The sequence below is a fragment of the Actinophytocola sp. genome (assembly GCF_035634895.1).
Taxonomy (GTDB): Bacteria; Actinomycetota; Actinomycetes; order Mycobacteriales; family Pseudonocardiaceae; genus Actinophytocola.
Map to the genome: position 1 here is coordinate 18298 of NZ_DASQCC010000011.1, position 22046 is coordinate 40343.

The 22046-nt window shown below is 71.2% G+C and carries 24 protein-coding genes; 17 read left to right on the forward strand and 7 right to left on the reverse strand.

Annotated elements, in window-relative coordinates:
• Positions 1-83: 83 nt before the first annotated feature.
• The 3 genes from VET29_RS02430 to VET29_RS02440 are packed head-to-tail and all read left to right on the forward strand — an operon-like array spanning position 84 to position 2204.
• Positions 84-851 (forward strand): GGDEF domain-containing protein, encoded by a 768-nt coding sequence (locus VET29_RS02430; RefSeq protein ID WP_324913904.1) that lies wholly within the window; start codon positions 84-86, stop codon positions 849-851.
• A gap of 23 nt (positions 852-874) precedes the next feature.
• Complete coding sequence (locus tag VET29_RS02435) at positions 875-1570, forward strand: MBL fold metallo-hydrolase (protein ID WP_324913906.1); 696 nt, start codon at positions 875-877, stop codon at positions 1568-1570.
• 1 nt (position 1571) lies between these two features.
• Complete coding sequence (locus tag VET29_RS02440; RefSeq protein WP_324913908.1) at positions 1572-2204, forward strand: hypothetical protein; 633 nt, start codon at positions 1572-1574, stop codon at positions 2202-2204.
• 33 nt (positions 2205-2237) lie between these two features.
• On the opposite strand, the gene VET29_RS02445 is transcribed toward VET29_RS02440, so the two are convergent.
• Positions 2238-4013, reverse strand: a complete 1776-nt coding sequence (locus tag VET29_RS02445) for a YibE/F family protein (protein ID WP_324913910.1) — start codon at positions 4011-4013, stop codon at positions 2238-2240.
• A gap of 12 nt (positions 4014-4025) precedes the next feature.
• Positions 4026-5198, reverse strand: coding sequence for an AAA family ATPase (locus VET29_RS02450; RefSeq protein WP_324913912.1), 1173 nt, complete (start codon positions 5196-5198; stop codon positions 4026-4028).
• 54 nt (positions 5199-5252) lie between these two features.
• Here VET29_RS02450 and pqqA point away from each other — a divergent pair, with 54 nt between their 5' ends.
• The 6 genes from pqqA to idi all read left to right on the forward strand — a co-directional run bounded on the left by pqqA (position 5253) and on the right by idi (position 8912).
• The gene (gene pqqA, locus VET29_RS02455; RefSeq protein ID WP_324913914.1) at positions 5253-5351 is read left to right on the forward strand and encodes a pyrroloquinoline quinone precursor peptide PqqA; all 99 of its coding nucleotides are present in this window, start codon (positions 5253-5255) and stop codon (positions 5349-5351) included.
• Between the two features lie 68 nt (positions 5352-5419).
• Positions 5420-6118: a pyrroloquinoline-quinone synthase PqqC gene (gene pqqC / locus VET29_RS02460; protein WP_324913916.1), complete on the forward strand. Its 699-nt coding sequence runs from the start codon at positions 5420-5422 to the stop codon at positions 6116-6118.
• A complete protein-coding gene (gene pqqD, locus VET29_RS02465; protein ID WP_324913919.1) occupies positions 6102-6359 on the forward strand; it encodes a pyrroloquinoline quinone biosynthesis peptide chaperone PqqD in 258 nt (85 codons plus the stop codon). Before pqqC ends, pqqD begins: the two co-directional genes overlap by 17 nt.
• A complete protein-coding gene (pqqE, locus tag VET29_RS02470; protein ID WP_324913921.1) occupies positions 6350-7426 on the forward strand; it encodes a pyrroloquinoline quinone biosynthesis protein PqqE in 1077 nt (358 codons plus the stop codon). The genes pqqD and pqqE overlap by 10 nt, the downstream gene beginning before the upstream one ends.
• 13 nt (positions 7427-7439) lie before the next feature.
• Positions 7440-8312 (forward strand): pyrroloquinoline quinone biosynthesis protein PqqB, encoded by an 873-nt coding sequence (gene pqqB, locus VET29_RS02475; RefSeq protein ID WP_324913923.1) that lies wholly within the window; start codon positions 7440-7442, stop codon positions 8310-8312.
• 21 nt (positions 8313-8333) lie between these two features.
• Positions 8334-8912, forward strand: a complete 579-nt coding sequence (gene idi / locus VET29_RS02480; protein ID WP_324913925.1) for an isopentenyl-diphosphate Delta-isomerase — start codon at positions 8334-8336, stop codon at positions 8910-8912.
• On the opposite strand, the gene pnuC is transcribed toward idi, so the two are convergent.
• Complete coding sequence (gene pnuC / locus VET29_RS02485; protein WP_324913927.1) at positions 8831-9457, reverse strand: nicotinamide riboside transporter PnuC; 627 nt, start codon at positions 9455-9457, stop codon at positions 8831-8833. The genes idi and pnuC overlap by 82 nt on opposite strands.
• A gap of 86 nt (positions 9458-9543) precedes the next feature.
• On the opposite strand from pnuC, the gene VET29_RS02490 reads away from it, so the two are divergent.
• Both VET29_RS02490 and VET29_RS02495 read left to right on the forward strand, forming a co-directional pair.
• A complete protein-coding gene (locus VET29_RS02490) occupies positions 9544-10212 on the forward strand; it encodes an SRPBCC family protein (protein WP_324913929.1) in 669 nt (222 codons plus the stop codon).
• A 176-nt stretch (positions 10213-10388) separates the two neighbouring features.
• On the forward strand, positions 10389-12326 hold the full coding sequence (locus VET29_RS02495; RefSeq protein WP_324913931.1) for an intein-containing Rv2578c family radical SAM protein: 1938 nt from the start codon (positions 10389-10391) through the stop codon (positions 12324-12326).
• Between the two features lie 293 nt (positions 12327-12619).
• Here the strand turns inward: VET29_RS02495 and VET29_RS02500 are convergent, their stop codons facing one another.
• Positions 12620-12865, reverse strand: a complete 246-nt coding sequence (locus VET29_RS02500; protein WP_324913933.1) for a S1 RNA-binding domain-containing protein — start codon at positions 12863-12865, stop codon at positions 12620-12622.
• Between the two features lie 202 nt (positions 12866-13067).
• Entirely contained in the window at positions 13068-14063 is a 996-nt protein-coding gene (locus VET29_RS02505) for a hypothetical protein (protein ID WP_324913935.1), read from the reverse strand.
• Positions 14064-14311: 248 nt separating this feature from the next.
• Between VET29_RS02505 and aspS the strand changes: the two genes are divergently transcribed.
• From aspS to VET29_RS02525, 4 genes are all read left to right on the forward strand, one after another.
• A complete protein-coding gene (gene aspS / locus VET29_RS02510) occupies positions 14312-16093 on the forward strand; it encodes an aspartate--tRNA ligase (protein ID WP_324913937.1) in 1782 nt (593 codons plus the stop codon).
• Positions 16094-16096: 3 nt separating this feature from the next.
• Positions 16097-17038, forward strand: a complete 942-nt coding sequence (locus VET29_RS02515) for a DUF389 domain-containing protein (protein ID WP_324913939.1) — start codon at positions 16097-16099, stop codon at positions 17036-17038.
• A gap of 119 nt (positions 17039-17157) precedes the next feature.
• Complete coding sequence (locus VET29_RS02520; RefSeq protein WP_324913941.1) at positions 17158-18363, forward strand: hypothetical protein; 1206 nt, start codon at positions 17158-17160, stop codon at positions 18361-18363.
• A 40-nt stretch (positions 18364-18403) separates the two neighbouring features.
• Positions 18404-18865: a hypothetical protein gene (locus tag VET29_RS02525; protein WP_324913943.1), complete on the forward strand. Its 462-nt coding sequence runs from the start codon at positions 18404-18406 to the stop codon at positions 18863-18865.
• A 138-nt stretch (positions 18866-19003) separates the two neighbouring features.
• Here the strand turns inward: VET29_RS02525 and VET29_RS02530 are convergent, their stop codons facing one another.
• Positions 19004-19786 (reverse strand): metallophosphoesterase family protein, encoded by a 783-nt coding sequence (locus tag VET29_RS02530; protein ID WP_324913946.1) that lies wholly within the window; start codon positions 19784-19786, stop codon positions 19004-19006.
• A gap of 114 nt (positions 19787-19900) precedes the next feature.
• Between VET29_RS02530 and VET29_RS02535 the strand changes: the two genes are divergently transcribed.
• Positions 19901-20488 carry a methyltransferase gene (locus VET29_RS02535; protein WP_324913948.1) on the forward strand — a complete coding sequence of 196 codons (588 nt, stop codon included), beginning with the start codon at positions 19901-19903 and terminating at the stop codon, positions 20486-20488.
• A gap of 70 nt (positions 20489-20558) precedes the next feature.
• Here the strand turns inward: VET29_RS02535 and VET29_RS02540 are convergent, their stop codons facing one another.
• Positions 20559-21131 (reverse strand): hypothetical protein, encoded by a 573-nt coding sequence (locus tag VET29_RS02540; RefSeq protein WP_324913949.1) that lies wholly within the window; start codon positions 21129-21131, stop codon positions 20559-20561.
• Positions 21132-21198: 67 nt separating this feature from the next.
• On the opposite strand from VET29_RS02540, the gene VET29_RS02545 reads away from it, so the two are divergent.
• Complete coding sequence (locus tag VET29_RS02545; RefSeq protein WP_324913952.1) at positions 21199-21981, forward strand: SGNH/GDSL hydrolase family protein; 783 nt, start codon at positions 21199-21201, stop codon at positions 21979-21981.
• Positions 21982-22046 lie beyond the last annotated feature (65 nt).

Below are 22046 nucleotides of genomic sequence, written 5' to 3' on the forward strand. Positions count from 1 at the left end.
CGGTGAGGAGTGTTGACTGCGCGTCAATCGGGGACGAACCGGCCGGACACCTCATCCACGGGTGGACCGACAGGGGAGACCGCATGCCTACCGCAAAGGCGGGAGCCGGGCAGGGAGAGCAACCGGCACACGCCGACCAACACGAACACTCGCCGGAGATCATCGCGCCGAGGACGTCGGGGGACCGTCCGCTGCGCAGCGTCCCGGCCACTCGTCGCTGTGAGTCGTGTGGCCAGATGGTGATCGACCCGCCGACCGGGCTCATCGAGCGCTGGCACTGGGACGAGGCCGCGGCCGACGTCGTGGCCGTCGCCCGCAGCCGGGGTGACTCGATCGCGTTGATCATGATCGACCTCGACCGGTTCAAGGAGGTCAACGACAGCTACGGGCACCTCGCCGGGGACGCGGTGCTGCGGTCGGTCGCCGACGTCATCCGCGACAAGACCCGCGAGGGCGACCTGGCCTGCCGCTACGGCGGCTCGGCCGGTGACGAGTTCCTGGTGCTGCTGCCCTCGACCGAGTTGGACGACGCGCTGGCGGTCGCGGAGCGGATCCGCGCCGGCATCACGAGCATGTCCGTGACGGCCAAGGTCACCCGCGAGCTGTCGGCGACCATCGAGGGCCAGACGGCCTCGATCGGGGTCGCCACGTACATCCTGGGTGACCTGGTGGAGCTGGACCTCGAGGACCTGATGCTGGACGCGGACGTCTCCCTGCGGGCGGCCAAGCGGCACGGCCGGGACCGGATCTGCGTGGCCAACATGGACGTCACGGGCAACCGGGCGTCGAGCAGCCAGGCCGGTCGCCGGTTGACCACCTGGTCTCGGTTCCGTCGCCTACGGTCCGTGTAAGGGCACCCTGTAAGTTCTGATGGGTGCTCGTTGTCGGGTTTCCCACCGGTGCCTTCCAGGCCAACTGCTATCTCGTCGCGGCGGGTGAGGGCGAGCCGTGCGTGATCGTCGATCCCGGGCAGGACGCGGTCGAGCCGATCACCGAGGCGCTGCGCAAGTACCGGCTGTCCCCGGTGGCGGCACTGCTGACGCACGGCCATTTCGACCATGTCTTCTCGGTGACCCCGATCTGCGACGGCAACGACATCGCGGCGTGGATCCACCCGGACGACCGGGAGATGCTGAACGACCCCATGAAGGGGATCAGCCAGCAGGGCCTGTCCTTCTTCGGCGGCCGTATCGAGATGCGGGAGCCCGCGGAGGTGCGTGAGCTGACCGACGGCCTGGCACTGGACCTGGCCGGCCTTTCGCTGACCGTGGACCACACACCGGGCCACACGCGTGGCTCCGTCGTGTTCCACTCGGCGCTGGCGGAGGGCGGCCGGGTCATGTTCGCCGGCGACACGCTTTTCGCCGGTTCGATCGGCCGGACCGACCTGCCGGGCGGTGACATGCGCACGATGACCGAGACGCTGCGCACCAAGATCCTCCCGCTGCCCGACGAGACGGTGGTGCTGCCCGGGCACGGCGACAGCACGACCATCGGCCGGGAACGCACGACGAACCCGTTCCTCCTGGAGCTGGACCCCAGCGCGCCGGGTCCGGCCAGGGGAATGTGACGTGGCGGAGGAGCCGGAGCGGATCCCGCTCAACCTGACGGAACTGGCGAGCGCCCGGCGGCGCGGCTGCGTGGCACTGGTCGGCGCGGTCGTGCTGGGCGCGGCGCTGGGTGGCATCGTGGCGTTGTTCGCCGGCCAGACCCCCGCGTTGGTCACGGCCGGCGTCGTGATCGTGCTGCTGACGTTCGTGTCGTGGGTGTCCGGCCGCCGCAGGCTGTGGCTGGCTGGCAGCACCGTCGTGTCGAAGGCGCTGGGCCGCAAGTCGATCGACCTGCGCACGGTCGACAAGATCGAGCTGATGGTCACGGACATCCGCGGCACCAGGACGATCGGCCTGCTGCTGACCAAGAACCGCACGTCGATCAACATGGCGCTGGCGGTGTACTCGGGCGCGGGCGGCCGGGAGCTGGGCATCCTGGTGCTGCGCCGCGTGGCGGACGTGCTGGCGACCAGCGAGAACACGGGTGGGCTGGTGTTCTCGCAGCTACTCGTGGCTCAGCTGCGCGCGGAGGCCAAGGGGGACGTCGCGGCGGACCGGCCGCTGTACCGCCTGGCGTCGCTGGCGCCCGCCGGCAAACTGGCCCAACGCCTGAAGCCGGAGGCGATCACCCGCTTCGTGGCCAGCCTGGACTGACCTGACTACTCGAGCCTGACTACTCGAGCCTGACTACTCGAGGCGCCGCGTGCTCGGCCGCGGCCTGCGCACGGGGGTGCGGCTGCCCGGCGGATCCAGCGGTTCGTCGTGATCCCGTTCGGCGGCGCGGCGGCTGACCGAGGTCTCGCGGGCGCCGCTCTCACCCGGTGCGGCGGCCCGTTCCCGAGCGGCGGGCTTCTCCCGGTTCGCCGATGGTTCCCGGGTCGTCCGTTCCTGGTTCGTCCGTTCCTGGGTTGACCGTTCCTGGGTTGACCGTTCCCGCGCCGTCCGTTCCCGGGGCGGCTGCTTGTCCCGCGACACGGCCCGGTCCGGCTCGCCCGCCCGCCCGGCCGGGCGTCGTTTCGGCGGGGCTGCCACCTCTTCCGCCGCCGGCTTCTCCTGCGCGGCCACCGCGGCCGCGAGGGCCGTGGTCACCGGCACCGCGGCCACGATCCCGATGCTGCCGACCAGCGTCCGCACGATCTCCTGCGCGATCGACTGCGAGGTCAGGATGTTGCCGATCCCCACGCCGGAGATCGACGAGTACAGCAGCAGCGGCAACGCGGCACCCGCGTACGCCATCACCAGCGTGTTCACCGCCGAGGCCACGTGGTCCCGGCCGATCCGCAGGCCCGCCAGGTAGAGCTGCCGCCGCGTCAGCGAGGAGTTCGCCGCACGCAGCTCCCACACGGCGCTCGTCTGCGTCACGGTCACGTCGTCCAACACGCCGAGCGCGCCGATCACGACGCCGGCGAGCAGCAGTCCCCGCGTGTCGATCGGCTTGTTCAGCAGGCCGACCAGCGTCGCCGTGTCCTCGTCCAGGCCGGTGAGCTTCCCGAACGCCGCCCACAGCGCGCCGAGCACGCCGATCAGCGTCAGGCTCATCATCGTCCCGAGCACGGCCGTGGACGTGCGCGCGGTCAGCCCGTGCGTCAGGTACAGGACCACGAACATGATCACGCCGGCGCCGACGATGCCCACCAGCAGCGGGCTCTCCCCGGCCAGGATCGCGGGCAGGACGAAGAACACCAGCACCACGAAGCTGATCACCAGCGCGACGAGGGCCTTCACGCCCTGCCAGCGGCCGAGCGCCAGCACGACGATCGCGAACAGTCCTGCCAGGAGGGCGAGCGGGATGCTCCGCTGGAAGTCCACCAGCTGGTAGGACTGGCCGTCCGCGGGGTTGCCGCCGCCGTACGCGAGCACCACCTTGTCGTCCACGGCGAACCGCGGCGTGGACGGTTCGAGCGGCACGATCGTGCGGATCTCCCGGTTGGCCGCCGCGCCGTCGGTCATGCGGACCGTGACGACCAGGCACTTCCCGGCGCCGTTCTGGCCGCCGACCTGCACGTCGCCGTTGCACGCCCCGGTACCGGCGGACGTCACGACCCCGTCGACCGGAGTGCCGGCGCCGGCGTGGACCTTGGGACCGTCGCCGAAGGGGTACAGCAGCACCACACCCACGACGGCGGCCAGCGCGAAGGGGACCAGCAGGGCCGCGATGATCGTCCGCACGCGCTGCGAGGCCGGCTCGGCGGGCGTGTGTCCGTGCCCATGGCCATGCCCGGCCGGGAGATCCACCTCGGCACGCGACGCGGTCTCGCGCCGCGCCGGGTCACGCCGGTCGCGGTCGGCCGCGTCGCGTCGATCCGCGTCCCGCCGGTCGCGGTCGGCCGAGTCGCGGTCGGCCGAGTCGCGATCGGCCGGGTCGCGCCGGTCCGGCGAGCGTCGCCCGTTCTCGCGGCGGTCCGGATCGTGCCCACCCCGGTCGGTGATCCGGGGTATGGGTTCGGTCTCGCCGTCGTACACCCGCGCAGTCTCTCAGGCTGTCAACGGTTCACTGAAACGGAAGTGACGCGAGAGCAGGTCGTCGCACACCCCGACCGCCGCCGCCAGCCGCTCCTCCCGCGAACCCGTGACCTTCACCCACGGCACGCCACGCTCCGCCAGCAGCTCCTCGAACCGCCCGGTCATCCACTCCCGCCGGTGCTCGCCGTCCCGCCACCCGTCCTGCTCGAACGGCACCCCCACATGGTCGGTGAGCAGGTAGGACGCGGGACGCCGGTCGGTGCCGAAGGCACGGGACACCCCTAGGTACCGCTCACACCACACCGTCGCCGCCCACGCGTCGTTGTCGCACACGAGGATCGGCCCGCCCCGGCGTGCGGCCTCGTCCTCCCGCGCGGCCTGCGTGCCGGCGACGTCGGCGAAGTCCCCGACCGTCCAGACCAGGTCGTCGAGCGCCGGGGGAGTGCCGCCGGCCAGCGCGGTCGCGGCGGCGAGCTTGTCCTCGGTGTGGCGTCGCCCCTCCTCGGCCACCCACTCGGTCCGGTAGTGCGCCGCGAGCGCACGGCTCAACGTCGTGGTCCCGGTCGACTCGGCGCCGACCACGACCACCCGTGCGCACAGCCCGGCCCGGGTGGCCGGCGCGAGCTGGTCCCAGTGGGTGGGGGTGTCGGCCCGCACGGCGGTCCCGGACACCGGCAGCACGGTCCGGTCGGGGTCCACGGCCACATGCTTCGTGCCCAGCCGGCTCGCCAGCTCGGCGCCGTAGTCCTCGCTGGAGAACACCGCGTCGACCGCGGCCTGGCGCGGGTCGCCGTCGGCGATGGCCCGGCGGCTCAGCACGGACCGCACCACGCCGAGGTGCAGTTCCCAGGTCGCGTCGTCGTGGAAGTCGATCGGGTGGTCGTCGACGTCGCCGACGATCGCGACGCCGGCGTCGGCGGCGTGCTCCTCGGCGAGCCAGCGCACCCGGTCGGCCAGCGGGACCGACTCGACCGACGCGGCGAGCACCGCGACCGTGGTCCGCCGCGAGCGGGCCGCCGCGGCCCGGACCAGGCGGTGGTGGCCGGCGTGCGGCGGGTAGAACTTCCCCAACACGAGGGCGTGGCTGAACATGCCCGGCATCGTGCCGTAGGCCAGCCCGGCGACGGTGGCCGGCCCGAAACCTTTCGGAAAACGCTTACCTGGCGGGGTCTTGGCTTCTGTCACATTCCCGTTACCCTGGGTAGGTCAGATGATTGGCCACACATTCAGGGAGGTCGCATGGACGCCGTAGAGCTGGAGGTCTGGACCACTCCGGACTTCGTCGAGTACGAGACCCCGATGGAGGTCACCGCCTACGCCATGCGTATGGAGGACTGACCACGTACCTGCCGGCGCGGCCCCGCGAGAGAGTCGCGCCGGCAGCCGCCATCGGAGGTGTCCCCGCCGTGATCCGTACCGCCGACGAGTTCGTCGCCGAGCTCCGCGGCCTGTCCCACCGCTACTGGGGTACCCACCCGTTCCACCAGCGCATGCACGCGGGCGAGCTGACCCGCCGCGAGCTGCGGACCTGGGCCGCCAACCGCTGGTACTACCAGTGCATGCTGCCGCGCAAGGACGCGGCGATCATCAGCAACTGCCCGGTCCCGGAGATCCGGCGCGCCTGGCTCGACCGCGTCGTCTACCACGACGGACGCGTCGACGGCGACGCCGAGAGCGGCCGCGAGCGCTGGCTGCGCCTGTGCGAGGCGGTCGGCCTCACCCGCGAGGAGGTGGTCGACGAGCGGCACGTCGTGCCCGGCGTGCGGTTCGCCGTCGACGCGTACGTGACGTTCGCGCACACCCGGCCGTGGCTGGAGGCCGTCGCGTCCGGGCTCACCGAGATGTTCTCCGGGCACCTCATGCAGCGCCGCGTCGCCGACATGCTGGCCTCCTACGACTGGATCCACCGTGACGACCTGGCGTACTTCACCAACCGCATCGAGGCGGTGTCCGGCGAGGGAAAGTCCACTTTGGACATCGTGGTGCGGTACAGCGTGACGGCCGAGCAGCAGGACGCCGCGGTCGCCGCGCTGTCGTTCAAGTGCGACGTGCTCCGGGCCATGCTGGACGCGATCGAGCGAGCCGCTGATGTCGAGGAAACCTAAGCTGCGCAAGGGAGTCCGGCTCACCTTCGACAGGACCAGGGACACCCACGTGCTGCTGTACCCGGAAGGTGTGCTGGTGCCCAACGCGACCGCCGCGGCCGTGCTGTCCCTGTGCGACGGCGAGTCCACGGTGGACGAGATCGCGGCCGCGCTCGGCGACCGGTATCGCGGCGTGCGGGCGCAGGACGTGACGGACGTGTTGGCGCGACTGGAAAGCAGGAGGGTCGTGGAATGGACGTAGCACCTCCGCTCGGCATGCTGGCCGAGCTGACCCACCGCTGCCCGCTGCACTGCCCGTACTGCTCGAACCCGATCGAGCTGGTCGGCCGCCGCGACGAGCTGACGACCGCCCAGTGGCTCGACGTGCTCGACGCGGCGCGGGACATCGGCGTGCTGCAGGTGCACCTGTCCGGAGGCGAGCCGCTGGCCCGGCCGGACCTGCCCGCGCTCGTGTCGCGGGCGTCGGAGCTGGGCTGCTACGTCAACCTCGTGACCAGCGGCCTCGGCCTCACCGCCGAACGGCTCGACGACCTCGTCGACCGCGGCCTCGCCCACGTGCAGCTGTCGGTGCAGGGCCCGGACGCCGCCCATGCCGACCGAATCGCCGGCGCGCGGGCCCACTCGCGCAAGCTCGACGTGGCCGCGCTGATCAAGGACCGCGACCTGCCGCTGACTGTGAACGTGGTGCTGCACAGGGCGAACCACGATGTCGCCGCGCTCATCGCACTGGCCGAGCGGATGGGTGCCGACCGCCTCGAACTGGCGAACACCCAGTACTACGGCTGGGCGCTGCGCAACCGCGAGGCGCTCATGCCGACCCCGGCGCAGCTCGCCGCCGCGGCGCCGGTCGTGCGGGCCGCGATCGACCGGCTGCGCGGCACGATGGAGATCGTGTACGTGGTCGCGGACTACTACGAGCCGTTCCCGAAACCGTGCATGTACGGCTGGGGCGCGCGGCAGCTGACCGTCGCGCCGAACGGCGACGTGCTGCCGTGCCCGGCCGCGTCGGTGATCACCACGCTGCCGGTCGAGAACGTGCTTTCCCGGCCGCTGCGCGAGATCTGGTACGACTCGACGTCGTTCAACGCCTACCGCGGCGAGGAGTGGATGAGCGAGCCCTGCCGCACCTGTGACCGCCGCGCGGTCGACTTCGGCGGCTGCCGCTGCCAGGCGTTCCAACTGCTGGGCGACGCGGCGGCCACCGATCCGGTGTGCTCGCGCTCGCCGAACCGGGGCGTGGTCGACCTGCTGCTCGAGGCGCCGCCGGCCGCCGAGTTCGTGATGCGTGGCCCGGTGGTGGCACGGTGAGGGTGGTGGCGCGGTGAGGGTGGTGCTGCTCGGCACGGCGGCCGGCGGTGGGTTCCCGCAGTGGAACTGCGCGTGCGCGCTGTGCTCGGCCTGCCGTGCCGGCGACCCGTTCGTGGTACCCCGGACTCAGGACTGCCTCGCGGTCAGCGCCGACGGCGCCGAGTGGTACCTGGTCAACGCGTCGCCGGACCTCCGCGCACAGCTGCTGGCCACGCCGGCACTGGCCGCCGGTCCCGGACCACGAGACACCCCGTTGCGCGGCGCGCTGCTGACCGACGGCGAGCTCGACCACACGCTGGGCCTGATGCTGCTGCGTGAGAGCGGCGGGCTACGGGTGTTCGCGCCGCCCGCGGTGCTGTCCGCGCTCGGCGAACGGTTCCCGATCCGCGGCGCGGTCGCCCGGTACGGGACGTGGACCTGGGAGTCCGCGGTGGACGTCCCGGGCATGACGGTGTCGTCGTTCGCCGTGAGCGACAAGCGGCCCAAGTACGCGCAGGACTCGGCGGCGCCCGGCCCCTGGGTGGTGGCCTACCGGATCACCGACCCGGCGACCGGCGGTTCGCTCGTCTACGCGCCGTGCCTGCGCGAGTGGCCGGCGGGCTTCGACGAGTTCGTCGCCGGCGCCGGTGTCGTGCTCCTGGACGGCACGTTCTACTCGGCCCGCGAGATGACGGGCACGGGGACGAGCACGTCGGCACAGCTCGCGATGGGCCACGTGCCGATCGAGGACAGCCTGAAGCGAGTCCGTGACCACGGTGGGGTCCGCTGGTGCTACACGCACCTCAACAACACCAACCCCGTGCTGGACACCCGATCCGCGGAGTTCGCGGCCGTACGGGAGGCGGGCGTCGAGGTACCACCGGACGGCACGGAGTTCATGGTCTGACCGCGAGTTACGATCGAAGCCGTGACGGAGAAGGTCGTTTTGCTCGACGAGCAGGGCCGGGGTATCGGCGTTACCGACAAGGAGACCGTGCACCACCACGACACGCCACTGCATCTCGCGTTCTCGTGCTACGTGTTCAACACCCGCGGTGAGCTGCTGGTGACCCGGCGGGCCAGGGCGAAGAAGACGTGGCCGGGCGTGGTGACCAACAGTTGCTGCGGTCACCCGGCGCCGTCCGAGTCGTTCGTGGACGCCGTTGTCCGCCGCCTCTCCGACGAGCTGGGCCTGCCGGCGCCGCGGGTGGAGCTGCTGCTGCCGCGGTTCCGCTACCGCGCGGTGATGGCCAACGGCATCGTCGAGAACGAGCTGTGCCCGGTGTTCCGCGCGGTGACCGACGCCTCGCCGGTGATCTCACCGCTCGAGGTCGACGAGTACGGGTGGATGTCGTGGCCGCTGTTCGTGAGCCTGGTGTCCGGCGGGGAGCTCGACGTGTCGCCGTGGTGCCGTGAGCAGGTGGCTCAACTGGTGGCGCTCGGTTCGGACCCGCTGACCTGGCCGGTGGCGGACGAGGCAGGGTTGCCGGCCGCGGCGCGGGTGTAGTCGGCCTGCCAGTTGCGCAGGCCGTAGACGCAGAGGGCGAGAAAACCGGTGTAGAGCGCGGCCGTGAGCCAGAGGTCCTTGTAGGCGTAGAGCGGCACGTAGATCAGGTCGGCGGCGATCCAGAGCCACCAGGACTCGAGCTTCTTGCGTGTCTGGCCCCAGGTGGCGAGCAGGGACAGGACGGTCGTGGCCGCGTCGGGCAGTGGCGCGGTCGAGTCGGTCATCATGTCCAGGTAGGCGAGCAGCCCGGTGGTGCCCAGCACGCCGATGACGGCGAGCAGGAGCCACTGGAGCTCGGTCGTCCGCGTGACCGCCAGGGTGGTGTGCTCGGCGCCGCCCCGCAGCCAGGCCCACCAGCCGTAGGCGGCCAGCGCGAGGTAGACGAGCTGCAGGGCGGAGTCGGCGTAGATCCCCGAGGTCCAGAACAGGACCAGGAACGCGATGTTGTTGGCGATCCCGACGGGCCAGTTCCACACGTTCTGAATGGCGACGAGCCACACGCACAAGGCGCCGGACACGAACCCGAGAATCTCGACGAGGTCCACGAGCACTCCTATTTAGGATTGACTTATATAAGCAACACTGGATACTGTGCTGGTCCCACACCCAATGAGACCAGAGGAGTCCATCCATGATCGATGTCGCCCAGCAGCTCAACGCGGTGAGCCGCCAGGTGGGCACGCGCGTGTTCGGCCCGGGGGAGGCCCGCCTGGTGACGGTGACCCAGACGTACACGGCGGACCCGGACGACGTGTGGGACGCGTGCACCAACCCGGAACGCATCCCGCGCTGGTTCCTTCCGGTGACGGGCGAGCTGAGGCTGGGCGGCCGGTACCAGTTGGAGGGCAACGCCGGCGGCACCATCGAGCGGTGCGACCCGCCGAAGAGCTTCTTCGTGACCTGGGAGTACGGCGGCCAGGTCAGCTGGCTGGAGACCCGCGTGGTGCCGGAAGCGGAGGGACGGACCCGCCTGGAGCTGGAACACACGGCCCACGTCGACGAGGACCTGTGGGCCCAGTTCGGCCCCGGCGCGGTCGGCATCGGCTGGGACATGGCACTTCTCGGTATGGCGCAGTACCTGTCCGACGAGGAGTCGGCGGTCACCCCGGAAACGGCCGCGGCATGGCACGTCAGTCCGGCGGGCATCGAGTTCATGTCACGAAGCTCCGACCTCTGGTACGCGGCGGACGTGGCGGCGGGCCGCGACGAGCGTTCGGCCAGGGCCGCCGCCGACCGCGTGAAGGCGGCCTACACCACCCCGCCCGAGCCGGCTGCCGCCGCGGAGACGGCCGGGAACTGAACCCGGCCCCGCCCGCTCGCTCCGTCCAGGGTGGGCGGTGACCGAAGTGTGCCAGGTCGATCATGGCAACAGTCGTCGTTGCGCCAACTCGGTCGTGTTGTTCCTGGTGGCGGCGCCGTCCACGGCCCTGGTGCGCATGAATTGACAAAAGATCGAACACATGTTCGACTGTGTTCGTGAGATGGGACAGCCAGCGGATAGGCTCCGAAAGCGACCCGGACGGCCAGCAGACCCTGCCCGGCCTACCCGGGCTGATGCGCAGTGTCCGCACCCCGGAGTTCGCCAACACGGTGTTCCACGAGGTGCGGGCCAAGTCCGTGCTGAACCGCGTGCCAGGGCAGTCGCGGCTGCCGTTCCAGTGGACCGTCAACCCGTACCGGGGATGCAGCCACGGTTGCCGGTACTGCCTGGCCGGCGACACGCCGGTCCTGATGGCCGACGGCCGGGCGAAGCCGATCGCCGACCTGCGGGTGGGGGACCGGATCTACGGCACGGAGCTGACCGGCGGCCGACGCCGGTACGTCACGACGCGGGTGCTCGCGCACTGGACGACGGTCAAACCGGCCTACCGCCTGACGTTGCGGGACGGCACCCAGCTCATCGCCAGCGGCGAGCACCGCTTCCTCACCGACCAGGGGTGGCGACACGTCGCCGGCGGCGCGTGCGGGGACCGGCGACAGGTCATCCAACCGGGTGACCGACTCGTGGGCACCGGCCGTTTCGCGCTCGCGCCGAAGGGCGGCGTCGAGTACCGCTGCGGCTATCTGGCCGGTGTCGCCGCGGGGTACGGGGATCCGGTCGACCCGCGGGTGCTCGCCAGGGCGCGGGAGTACCTGAACGGGGACGACGCGATCAGCCTGCCGATCGAGCATCCCGCCGTGCCGAGCGAGGAGTGGCACAAGGGTTTCCTGGCCGGTGTGTTCGATGTGGACGGTGACTTCGCGCACGGGCGCATGCGGGTGGGCCGCACCGGCAGGACGGCACTGCCGGTCGTTGCGGAGGCGTTGCGCCGTCACGGGTTCGAGTACGTGCTGGAGGACGTCGGCGGCCGCAGCGGCCTGTACCGGATGCGCGTGGCCGGCACGCTCGCCGAGCACCTGCGGTTCCTGCACACCACCGACCCGGCGCACACGACCACGGGCGAGCTGACCGGCACCGTCCTGCGTTCCGGCACGCGGCTGACGGTGGCCACGATCGAGCCGCTGGACCTGGACCTCACGCTGTACGACATCACCACGGGCACCGGCGACTTCATCGCGAACGGCGTGGTCAGCCACAACTGCTTCGCCCGGCAGAGCCACACATACCTGGACATGGACGCGGGCAACGACTTCGACTCCCAGATCGTCGTCAAGGTCAACGCGCCCGAGGTACTGGCCGGCCAGCTACGAGCACCCCGCTGGACCCACGAACCCGTCGCGATGGGCACCAACACCGACCCGTACCAGCGTGCCGAGGGCCGGTACCGGCTGATGCCGGGGATCATCCGCGCGCTGGCGGACAGTGGGACGCCGTTGAGCATCCTCACGAAGGGCACGGTGCTGTCGCGGGACCTGCCGCTGCTTTCCGCGGTCAGCAAGGACGTGCCGGTGGGGCTCGGCGTGTCGATCGCGTTGGTGGACCGGGAGTTGCAGCGCAGCCTGGAACCCGGCACGGCCAGCCCGCAGGCGCGCCTGGACCTGGTGCGCAAGGCCGTGGCGGCGGGGTTGCCGTGCGGGGTATTCGTCGCCCCGGTACTGCCGCACCTGACCGACTCGGTGGAACAGCTTGACGCGCTGCTGGCGGCGATCGCCGACACGGGCGCGACCGGCGTCACGGTGCTGCCGCTGCACCTGCGCAAGGGCGCACGCGAGTGGTTCGCCGCGTGGTTGGCACGTGAGCACCCGCACCTGGTGCCGGCCTACCGCCGCATCTACGCGAAGGGCGCCAACGCGGACGTCGGTTACCGCCGCTGGCTCGGCACCCGCGTCGGCCCGCTGTTACGCAGGCACGGCCTGGACAAGAAGGCCGACCGCGAGGCGAACCCCGCCGAACCACACTGGCCGGAAGGCAGCCTGACCGAAGGCACCCGCAAGGACGAACCCGTTGTACAGGAACAGCTAGCACTCCTGTGAGTGTCGACCACACCCCACGAACCCCCGCAAAGCGAACCGAACCAAACCAGCACCATGAGCGGCCACTGAGCAGCGCAGGACCGCGGACACCAGAATCGCCAGACGAAACCAACCAGCACCGTGAGTGGCCGCCGGCGTCTGGACTGGGTGAGCAGCGGAGGCGACGGGAGCGGAGCGACCCTCGCTGAGCAGCGCAGGGAGGGAAGATGTCGGGTCGAGGTCGCGAACCGCCGAGCGGAGCGAGGCCATCAAACACCATGCGAGGGCAGGCGCCTGCCCTCGCACAGTGTCGGTCACGCCGCTGCGAGGCTTACCCGCCGCCGCTGCTCGTCGATCTCGACGACCCGCACGGCGACCACCGCACCGACCTTGGGCTCGACCGTCATCGCGGAGGCCGGCAGTAGGCCGGGGATCCCGGGTTCGATGGTCACGAGCGCGCCGAAGGGCACCAGCTGGTCGATGGTGGCTTCGAAGGCGCGCCCACGAACGTCGGCAAGGAACTCCTGCCACGCCTCACTGGACACAGTGGACTGGGACATGTACTTCACCTCCTTCCGCTGTCCCCGAGGGAATCGCGATACAGGAGGCGGTGGCGGGCCTCTGGCCCGCCGGAGGTTCACGGAGCGGCCGGGAGGCCTCTCCGGTAGCGGCCATTGGCCGACCCGGCAGTCACACGGTAGAAGCTAGCAGGACAGCACGCGGCCGGTCCAACGTCCTGTTGGGACAGGCCGCGCACCCGGACTACCCGCGGTCGCGCGGCCAGTCCCAGCGCACGCAGAACGTGCCGGGTCCGAAGTCGAGTGCCACCGCGTGGGCCTGCCCGTTGGGCGTGACCTCGACCTTGCGGCGCGTGGTGGTCTGCTCCTCCGGGTTCACCGTGTACAGCTCGCAGTACGCCGGCAGCGCGTCCGTGTCGAACTGCAGCTCCAGCACGAACTCCCGCACCGGCGTCGTGAACCGGCGGCAGTAGCTGTCGTCGCCGCGGGAGTAGGGCGGGCCGGGGAAGTTGAGCGCGTAGTCGACGATCGCGGTCTCACCGCGGACCAGCGGCGTGTCCAGGATGATCTCGGCGACGATGATGCCGACGTCCTCGTCGCGGGCGACCCGGCCGATCTTGCACGACTGCAGCGAGACGACGTCGGGGAACGGGCGGCCGGGCCGTTCGAGGTCGTAGACCATCACGGTGCGGTCCATGCCGTCGCGCTCGGCACGCAGCACCTGCCGCACGGCGATGCGCCGCTCGCCGCGGTCGGCCGCGATGTCCATCCGATCGTGTTGCGACAGCTTGGTCAGGGCCGTCTCGGTGGTGAAGTCGATCTGCTTGAGCAACTTCGACACCGGCTCACTGGCCGGGAAGAGCGAAGGAATCGGCACCCGCGACGACTCGCGCTGCACCCGCCCGCGCGGCCGTGGCGGCCCGAGTAACGCGATCAGCGACCCCGGCGCGACGCCGAGCACCGACTCGAGATGCCCCAGCGCGGCAAGTGACTCGGCCCGCTCGGGCCTGCGCCGGCCGGACTGCCAGTAGCTCAGCGCCGTGACGCTGACCGACACGCCGCGGGCCCGTAACCGGTACTGGATCCGGTCCAGGCTCAGCCCACTGGCCTGGATGGCCGTGCGCAGCGCGGTCGGGAACGCGTCCGCGGCGAGGTTGTCCACAGGGTGCGGGAGCGTGCGCCTGACGTCGCCGGCTCGATGCAGCTCCCTGACCGGTTCGCGCGTCGCGCCGCCACCCATCGTGGTCTCCTCGCGTTCTCCCCAGCTGCCTTACCTACCATCAGGTAACCAACACCCTACGGGGTAACGTCCTGCCTAGGTAGCTATGACGTTAAATCCGACACCGGAGAGCTTGCGGTAGCGAATCCACGCCTGCGTGACCACGACGGCGCGCACGGTGACCGCGGAGTCGGAAACCTGCTGGACGGAACGGGTGGGCCGTTGGCTAGCCTTTACCACCATCTACCCGCCAACAGGAAGAGCACACCGTGATCCGCACGCACGAGGCCGGGACGCTTCGCGCCGCAAACGCCGGAGAGTCCGTCACGCTGAGCGGCTGGGTGGCCCGCCGGCGCGATCACGGTGGGGTCATCTTCGTCGATCTCCGTGACGCGTCGGGTGTCGTGCAGGTCGTGTTCCGCGAGGGTGAGATGGCCGAGCGCGCCCACGGGCTGCGCGCCGAGTACTGCGTCAAGGTCACCGGCGAGGTCGGGAAGCGCCCCGAGGGCAACGAGAACCCCGAGATCGCGACCGGCGCGATCGAGGTGCTGGTCACGGAGCTGGAGATCCTGAGCGAGGCCGCGCCCCTGCCCTTCCAGCTCGACGAGCACCTGACCGTCGGCGAGGACACCCGCCTGCGCCACCGCTACCTCGACCTGCGCCGGTCCGGCCCGGCTCGCGCCATGCGCATGCGCAGCGAGGCCAACCGCATCGCCCGTGACGTCCTCCACGGGGACGAGTTCGTCGAGGTCGAGACGCCCACGCTGACCCGCTCCACTCCGGAAGGCGCCCGTGACTTCCTCGTGCCCGCCCGCCTGCAGCCCGGTTCCTGGTACGCGCTCCCGCAGTCGCCGCAGCTGTTCAAGCAGTTGCTGATGGTCGGCGGCATCGAGCGGTATTACCAGATCGCCCGCTGCTACCGGGACGAGGACTTCCGCGCCGACCGCCAGCCGGAGTTCACCCAGCTCGACATCGAGATGAGCTTCGTCGAGCAGGACGACGTGATCGCGCTGGGGGAGAAGATCGTCGCCGCCCTGTGGCAGGAGCTGGCGGACTACGAGATCCCGCGGCCCATCCAGCGGATGACCTACGCCGACGCGATGGCCCGCTACGGCACGGACAAGCCCGACCTGCGGTTCGGCCTGGAGCTGACCGAGCTGACCGAGTACTTCAAGGACACGCCGTTCCGCGTGTTCAGGGCCCCGTACGTCGGCGCGGTCGTCATGCCGGGCGGCGCCGACCAGCCGCGGCGCCAGCTCGACGCGTGGCAGGAGTGGGCCAAGCAGCGGGGTGCCAAGGGCCTCGCGTACGTCCTCGTGGGCGCCGACGGCACGCTCGGCGGTCCGGTCGCCAAGAACCTGTCCGAGGCCGAGCGCGATGGCCTGGCCAAGGCCACCGGCGCCAACCCGGGCGACTGTGTCTTCTTCGCGGCCAACAACCCGGCCGAGGCCCGCGCGCTGCTCGGCGCGGCCCGGGTGGAGATCGGCAGGCGCCTCGAACTGATCGACGAGTCGGCCTGGTCGTTCGTGTGGGTCGTCGACTCGCCGATGTTCGAGGAGGCCGAGGCCGCCCGCAGCGCCGGTGACGTCGCCGTCGGCGCGGGCCGCTGGACGGCCGTGCACCACGCGTTCACCTCGCCGAACTCGGACTGGATCGACCGGTTCGACGCCGACCCGGGCAACGCGCTCGCCTACGCCTACGACATCGTCTGCAACGGCAACGAGATCGGCGGCGGCTCGATCCGTATCCACAGCGCGGACGTCCAGAAGCGGGTCTTCGAGGTCATGGGCATCTCCGCGGCGGAGGCCGAGGAGAAGTTCGGCTTCCTGCTGGAGGCGTTCAAGTACGGCCCGCCCCCGCACGGCGGCATCGCGTTCGGCTGGGACCGCATCGTCATGCTCCTGGCCGGCGAGGCGTCACTGCGGGACGTCATCGCCTTCCCGAAGACCGGCGGGGGGTTCGACCCGCTGACCTCCGCGCCGGCCCCGATCACCCCGGAGCAGCGCAAGGAGGCGGGCGTCGACGCGAAGCCGGCGCCGCCCAAGGCCTGACGGGTGCTGCACCTACGGGCGATCAGCCCGCCGGAGCACACCGACGACGTGGTCGCCGGGTTGCGGGCGCACCCCGGCGTCGCGCACATCGTGCTGCTGCCCGGCGCGGCCGTCGTGCCGGCGGGCGACGTGGTCGAGGCCGACATCGCACGCGAGGCGGCGGATGACGTCGTCGCCGTGCTGTGCGGGCTGGGCCTCGACCACACCGGCGGGATCACGCTGGAGCAGGTGGACACCGCGCTGTCCGACGCCGCGGACCGGGCGGAGGAGAACGCCCCTGGTGACGGCGCCGACGCCGTGGTGTGGGAGGAGCTGCTCGGGCGCTCCGGTGAGGAGTCCCGGCTCAACGCCACGTTCCTGGCCTTCCTGGCGATCGCGTGCCTGCTCGCGGCGGTCGGTGTGATCACGGACTCGCCGGTGACGATCGTGGGTGCCATGGTCGTCGGCCCGGAGTTCGGGCCGCTCGCGGCGATCGCGGTCGGGCTCGTCCGACGGCGCTGGGACCTGGTGCGCCGCGCGTCGGTCGTGCTGGCGGTCGGGTTCCCGCTCGCGATGTTGGTCACCGCGGGTGGTACCGCCCTGGGCAACTGGGCGGGACTGTTCGACGCGTCCGCCCTCATCGGACACCACCAGGTGGACTTCGTCTACGACGTCGGCCCGTGGTCGCTGATCGTGGCGCTGCTGGCCGGTGCGGCGGGGATGTTGTCGATGACCTCCGCGAAGTCCGCCGCCCTGGTCGGCGTGTTCATCTCGGTGACCACCGTCCCGGCGGCCGGTTACGCGAGCACGGCGGCCATCCTCGGTGACTGGGGCCGGGTGGCGGGGTCGATCGGGCAGCTCGTCGTCAACCTCGCCGGCATCGTGGTGGCCGCGACGGTGGTGCTCCTCATGCGACGTGCCACCTGGACGACCGTCGACTCTGGCCGTCCACTGTCCAACGGCTGACGGGTGTCGAAACGATCCTGTCATGAACCTGTTTTCGTTATTTATCCCGAAAACCGTGGCTACTTGATCGATGGACACGACTACGGTCGGTGCTACGAGCGGGAGTAGGGTCGGAGGAGATGAGTGTGGAAACCGCCGCTGACCCACCGACACTTGGTGGTGATGCGGATCCCGAAGTACTGGCGACCGTGGTCGCGGCCGAGGCGGTGCTCGGCCGCAGGTTCGGTGCTCGGATCAAACTGACGGACCCCGAGGACCTCGGCGGTTCCGAGCGGTCGTGCGTGGTGCGTGTACGGGTCGCGACCAGCCCGTTCTCGTTACCGCGCACGCTGGTGCTCAAGCGCTACCTCCAGCCCCTCGACGAGCACTGCGACAGCTTCGCGCGTGAGGCGGCCAGCTACCAGCTGTTCACCGCGCTCGCGTCCGAGGACCGGATGTGCCCGGAGCTGTTCGCGCACTACCCGGGCAGCCGGCTCGTCGTCCTGGAGGACCTGGGGCACGCGCCGACGCTGGCCGACAAGCTGCTCGGCACCGACGCGCGGGCCGCCGAACGGGCGCTGCTGTCCTACTCGCGCTCGCTGGGCCGCCTGCACGCCACGACCGCGGGCCGGGAGGCCGACTTCGACGCGTTGCAGCGGCGGCTGACCGTGCCCGACTTCAAGGACCCGCTCGCCACCGACGGCGCCACGGCGCTGAACGACCTGCCGGCACTGCTCGAGGCCGAGCTGGGCGTGCAGACCTCCGCGGCGGTGCTGGAGTGCGCGGCGCGGTCGCGCAAGCTCCTCGAGACCGGGCACCACCGGGCGTTCAGCCCGTCCGACTCGTGCCCGGACAACAACCTGATCACCAACCGGGGCGTGCGGTTCCTCGACCTCGAGGGCGGCTGCGTCCGCAACGCGATCTTCGACGCGGCGTACCTGCGGGTGCCGTTCCCGTCGTGCTGGTGCCCGTTCGGGCTGCCCAACGGCATGACCGACGCGATGCTCGCCGGCTGGCGGGCCGAGGTCAGGGCGGTGTGGCCGGACCTGGACGACGACGGCGTGCTGCTGCCGATGCTGCTCGACGCGCAGCTGTTCTGGGTGTGGCTGACGACCTGGCAGTTCTTCAGCAGGCCGGAGGCGGCGCAGACGCACTCGTCGCTGCTGTCGGACACCCCGCCGGAGACCCACGTACTGACCGACCGCTGGCGCCGCCTCGCCAACGACGCGCTCCTCGCCGGCGCGCAGGCAGTAGCCGAACACGCCGCCGCGGTCGGCGACCGGCTCCGCGTCCGCTGGTTCGACGACGACCCGGTGCTCGCCCTGTACCCGGCATTCCGCCGCTGACCCGCGCCACCGGAGCACCATCCAGTCTACGGTGCGTTTCATGGGATTCTCCGAGCGCTACCTGAGACCGGGCGGTGTGGTGCCGATTGGGGACTGGCGCGTCAAGCAGTACCTGGTGACGGTCACGTCCGCGGTGCTGGACGGCGCGATCGTCTTGGCGGCGACGGCGTACCTGCCGAAGCTGCTGCCGTCCTCCGCCGGTGCCGATGCCACGCCGCGAGTCGCGTTCTCCGTGCTGCACAAGGGCGTGGACGCGATCTGGCTGAACCTGTACGCGTGGGTGTACGGCGAGATCCTGCACTGCCGTGCCGCCAACGCGCCGCTGACGGCCGAGCCGGTGTTCACGCCGCTCACCGAGCCGCTGATCGGCTGTGTGTGGGAGCTGCCGGCGCTGGTGCACGAGCGGTCCGCGTGGGTTCGGCACGGCCTGCGACCGGACTCGCCCGCCGTCGACCCGTACCTGGCGGACTTCTTACCCGAGGGCCTCGTCGGTGGGCCGTGACTTCGGCGTTGAATGGCCTCGCTCCGCTCGGCGGTTCGTGGCCTTGATCCGGCGTCTTCCCTCCCTGCGCTGCTCGGCGAGGGTCGCTTCGCTCCCGGGCGCTTCCGCTGCTCGCTCAGTCCAGACGCCGGCGGCCACTCACGGCGTGAACACCGCGAGGGCCTCGGCGTCGGACGCGGGTTCGCGCAGGTAGAACCGGGTCCACTCGGCGACCTCCGGGAAGTCGCACTCGGCCTCGATCGCGTCGGCGGCGGACGCGCGGTCGAAGTGGGTGCGGCGTAGCTGGATCGCCGGGCCGTCCGAGCCGCCGAGCAGCGCCCAGTGTGCGCCGGTGGTGCCGTACGGCATGCCGACGCTGCCCGGGTTCACGATCGTGCGCCGGTCCGCGAGCCGGACGTACGGCATGTGGGTGTGCCCGCACACGATCGTGTCCGGCGCGCCGTCCAGTACCTCGGCCCACCGGCCGAGTGGGCTGTCGACGAGGACGAACTCCTCGTCGTCGCGTGGGGTCGCGTGACAGAACAGGACCTCGCCGAGGCCCCGCACGTGGAGCGTCGCCGTCTTCGGCAACCCGTCGAGAAGTTCGACGTGCTCGGTGCGCAGCTGGGTGCCGGCCCAGGCCGAGATCGGCTCGGGCACGGCGTTCCCGCGGGCGGCGGCCACCAGTTCGCGCTCGCAGTTGCCGCCCACCCAGACCGCCCGGTCACCCAGTGAGCCGAGCAGATCAAGAGTCCGCACGGGCTGTGGCCCGGCCGCGATGTCCCCGGTGAGCACGATCAGCTCGGCGGCCTGGACGTCCGGCTCGGCGAGTACGGCGGTGAGCGCGGGCAGCACACCGTGCACGTCGGAGAGCACGGCGACGCGGTCGGTCACCGGTCCGATCCCGCGGTCGCGCACGGCATCGTCAGCGTGGTCGGTCACCACGACAGCATCGTCAGGTGTCTCGCGTCTCCGCCAGCGCGTTCGCCACGGGCGCAGCATGATCTGCGGATCTTGCCCACCGGTCGTAGGTTGGGGGCGATGAAGGGAGATGCCATGGCAGACAAGGAGATGCCACAGGTCGAACCCACACCTTCAGCACGCGCCGCGACGACGGTCGTGACCTGCGAGGTGACGGACGTGCCGGTGATCGTGTCGGCCTACGACTGGGGGACGCTCGGCCACGTGGTCGACGTCGGCGGCGGCGACGGGACGCTGGTGATCGCCCTGCTGAACGAGTACGCGACGCTGCGCGGCACCGTCGTCGAGCTGCCGGAGCCGGCCGAGGCCGCGCGGAAACTGCTGGCGGCCGCCGGTGTGGCGGACCGCGGGCAGGCCGTGGCCGGCGACTTCTTCGGCCCACTGCCGACCGGCGCGGAGGGCTACCTGCTGTGCTCGGTGCTCCAACAGTGGAGCGACGAGGAGGCACGGACGATCCTGCGCAACTGCGCGACGGCCGCCGGCGAGGACGGCGCGGTGTTCGTGATCGAGAAGCTCGCGGATGCCCGGGCACTGGCCTCGGCCGACCGCCTCCGCACACGTGACGTCGGACAGCTGACCGTGCTCGCCGAGAACGCGGGCCTGGCGGTGTCGGCCGTGCACACGGCCGACGAGATCGCGATCCTCGAACTGTCCACGCCGTAGGTCGCGTCGCGTCGACGGCGGAGCTGAGCGGTGCGAGCCAGAACCGTGCCGTTCGTGCGCAAACGTACGTTCATTCCTTCTCGGCGAAGAGGATGCCGTCGGGAGCGAGGTCGCGCAGCTCGCGGAGGACGCTGTCGAGCAGGAGCCCCTTCTGCTCGGCGATCGAGAGTGGGGAACCGAACACGCGGGTCAGCCGCCCTGCGCGGCTCGCCAGCCGCGGGTCGGCGGTGAGCCCGGCCGTGGCCTCGTCGGTCAGGTCGAACGAGAGGTACCGGGCGGTCTCCTTCCGCCGGCCGCGCCACCGGTGCAGCGTCACGGAGGTGACCTCCGCCCAGTCCAGCCGCACGGACCGCGGCGCCAGGAACCCGCCCGCGCGGACCCACACGTGGTCACTGTCGGCGGCGAGCAGCGGTCCGAACCAGGCCTGCGCGCGGACCAGCTGCACCTCCAGCACCACCCCGGCCAGGCACAGCGACCCGACCACGAGCCACACCACCGACCCGGTCGTCGCGACGCCCACGCCGGCCAGCGCCGCCGTGAGCGCGAAGATCGCGATCGTGAGCGCGTGTTCGCGTACGGTCTGACCGGTTCGTACCGGTAGGACCAGCTTCGTGTCCTCGGGGAGGCGCGCCGTTCGCCGCACGTCAGGGAGGGTAAACCCCGGCGATACGATGGCCGGGACGAGCCAGCAGGAGTGTCGAGGAGTGTCGATGTCAACGCAGTCGTACCACCGCTACGTCGCGCTCGGCGACAGCCAGACGGAGGGCATCGGCGACGGTGACGACGTCAACGGCTACCGCGGCTTCGCCGACCGGCTCGCGGCGCGGCTGGCCGGGCTGAACCCCGAGCTGCTCTACGCCAACCTCGCCGTCCGCGGCAAGCTCGCCGGCGAGGTGCACGCCGAGCAGCTCGCGCCCGCGCTGGAGCTGCGTCCCGACCTCGCGACCGTGGTGGTCGGGCTGAACGACATCCTCCGCCCGCGCTTCGACCTCGACGCGACCGCCGGGCACATCGAGGCCATGTTCGCGTCGCTGACCAGGGCGGGTGCCACCGTCGGCACCATCGCGTTCCCGAACGTCGCCAAGATCGCCCCGCTGGCCCGCCCGCTGCTGCCCCGCGTCCTCACGCTGAACGCCCGTATCCGCGAGGCAGCCGCCCGCCACGGCGTCCGCGTGGTGGAGACGTTCGAGTTCGAGGTCACCACCGACGCCCGCACCTGGTCCGCCGACCGCCTCCACGCGAGCCCGGCGGGCCACCAGCGCATCGCCGACTCGATGGCGCACGCCCTCGAGCTCCCCGGGGCGGACGACTCCTGGACCCACCCGCTCCCGGCCCTGCCCCTCCCACCTCGCCTGACCGCGATCCGCACGGAGCTGCAGTGGCTGAGCGGCTTCCTGGGCCCGTGGCTCGGCCGCCGCCTCCGCGGCATCTCCTCCGGCACCGGCCGCACCGCGAAACGCCCCGAGCTGACCAGGTTCCTGCTCAACGGCTGACTGGCCCGCAGGAACAACGCCGACCTCCATCCACCGCGAGCGGCGGTCAACACCCGCGGGTCGGC

What these genes read in the sequence shown, in the direction of transcription:
- VET29_RS02520 (WP_324913941.1), top strand. Translation starts at nt 17,158, where the DNA reads ATGAGTGTGGAAACCGCCGCTGACCCACCGACACTTGGTGGTGATGCG.
- VET29_RS02545 (WP_324913952.1), top strand. Translation starts at nt 21,199, where the DNA reads ATGTCAACGCAGTCGTACCACCGCTACGTCGCGCTCGGCGACAGCCAG.
- VET29_RS02490 (WP_324913929.1), top strand. Translation starts at nt 9,544, where the DNA reads ATGATCGATGTCGCCCAGCAGCTCAACGCGGTGAGCCGCCAGGTGGGC.
- VET29_RS02430 (WP_324913904.1), top strand. Translation starts at nt 84, where the DNA reads ATGCCTACCGCAAAGGCGGGAGCCGGGCAGGGAGAGCAACCGGCACAC.
- pqqA (WP_324913914.1), top strand. Translation starts at nt 5,253, where the DNA reads ATGGACGCCGTAGAGCTGGAGGTCTGGACCACTCCGGACTTCGTCGAG.
- pqqD (WP_324913919.1), top strand. Translation starts at nt 6,102, where the DNA reads ATGTCGAGGAAACCTAAGCTGCGCAAGGGAGTCCGGCTCACCTTCGAC.
- VET29_RS02505 (WP_324913935.1), bottom strand. Translation starts at nt 14,063, where the DNA reads ATGGGTGGCGGCGCGACGCGCGAACCGGTCAGGGAGCTGCATCGAGCC.
- VET29_RS02525 (WP_324913943.1), top strand. Translation starts at nt 18,404, where the DNA reads ATGGGATTCTCCGAGCGCTACCTGAGACCGGGCGGTGTGGTGCCGATT.
- pqqE (WP_324913921.1), top strand. Translation starts at nt 6,350, where the DNA reads ATGGACGTAGCACCTCCGCTCGGCATGCTGGCCGAGCTGACCCACCGC.
- VET29_RS02535 (WP_324913948.1), top strand. Translation starts at nt 19,901, where the DNA reads ATGGCAGACAAGGAGATGCCACAGGTCGAACCCACACCTTCAGCACGC.
- VET29_RS02500 (WP_324913933.1), bottom strand. Translation starts at nt 12,865, where the DNA reads ATGTCCCAGTCCACTGTGTCCAGTGAGGCGTGGCAGGAGTTCCTTGCC.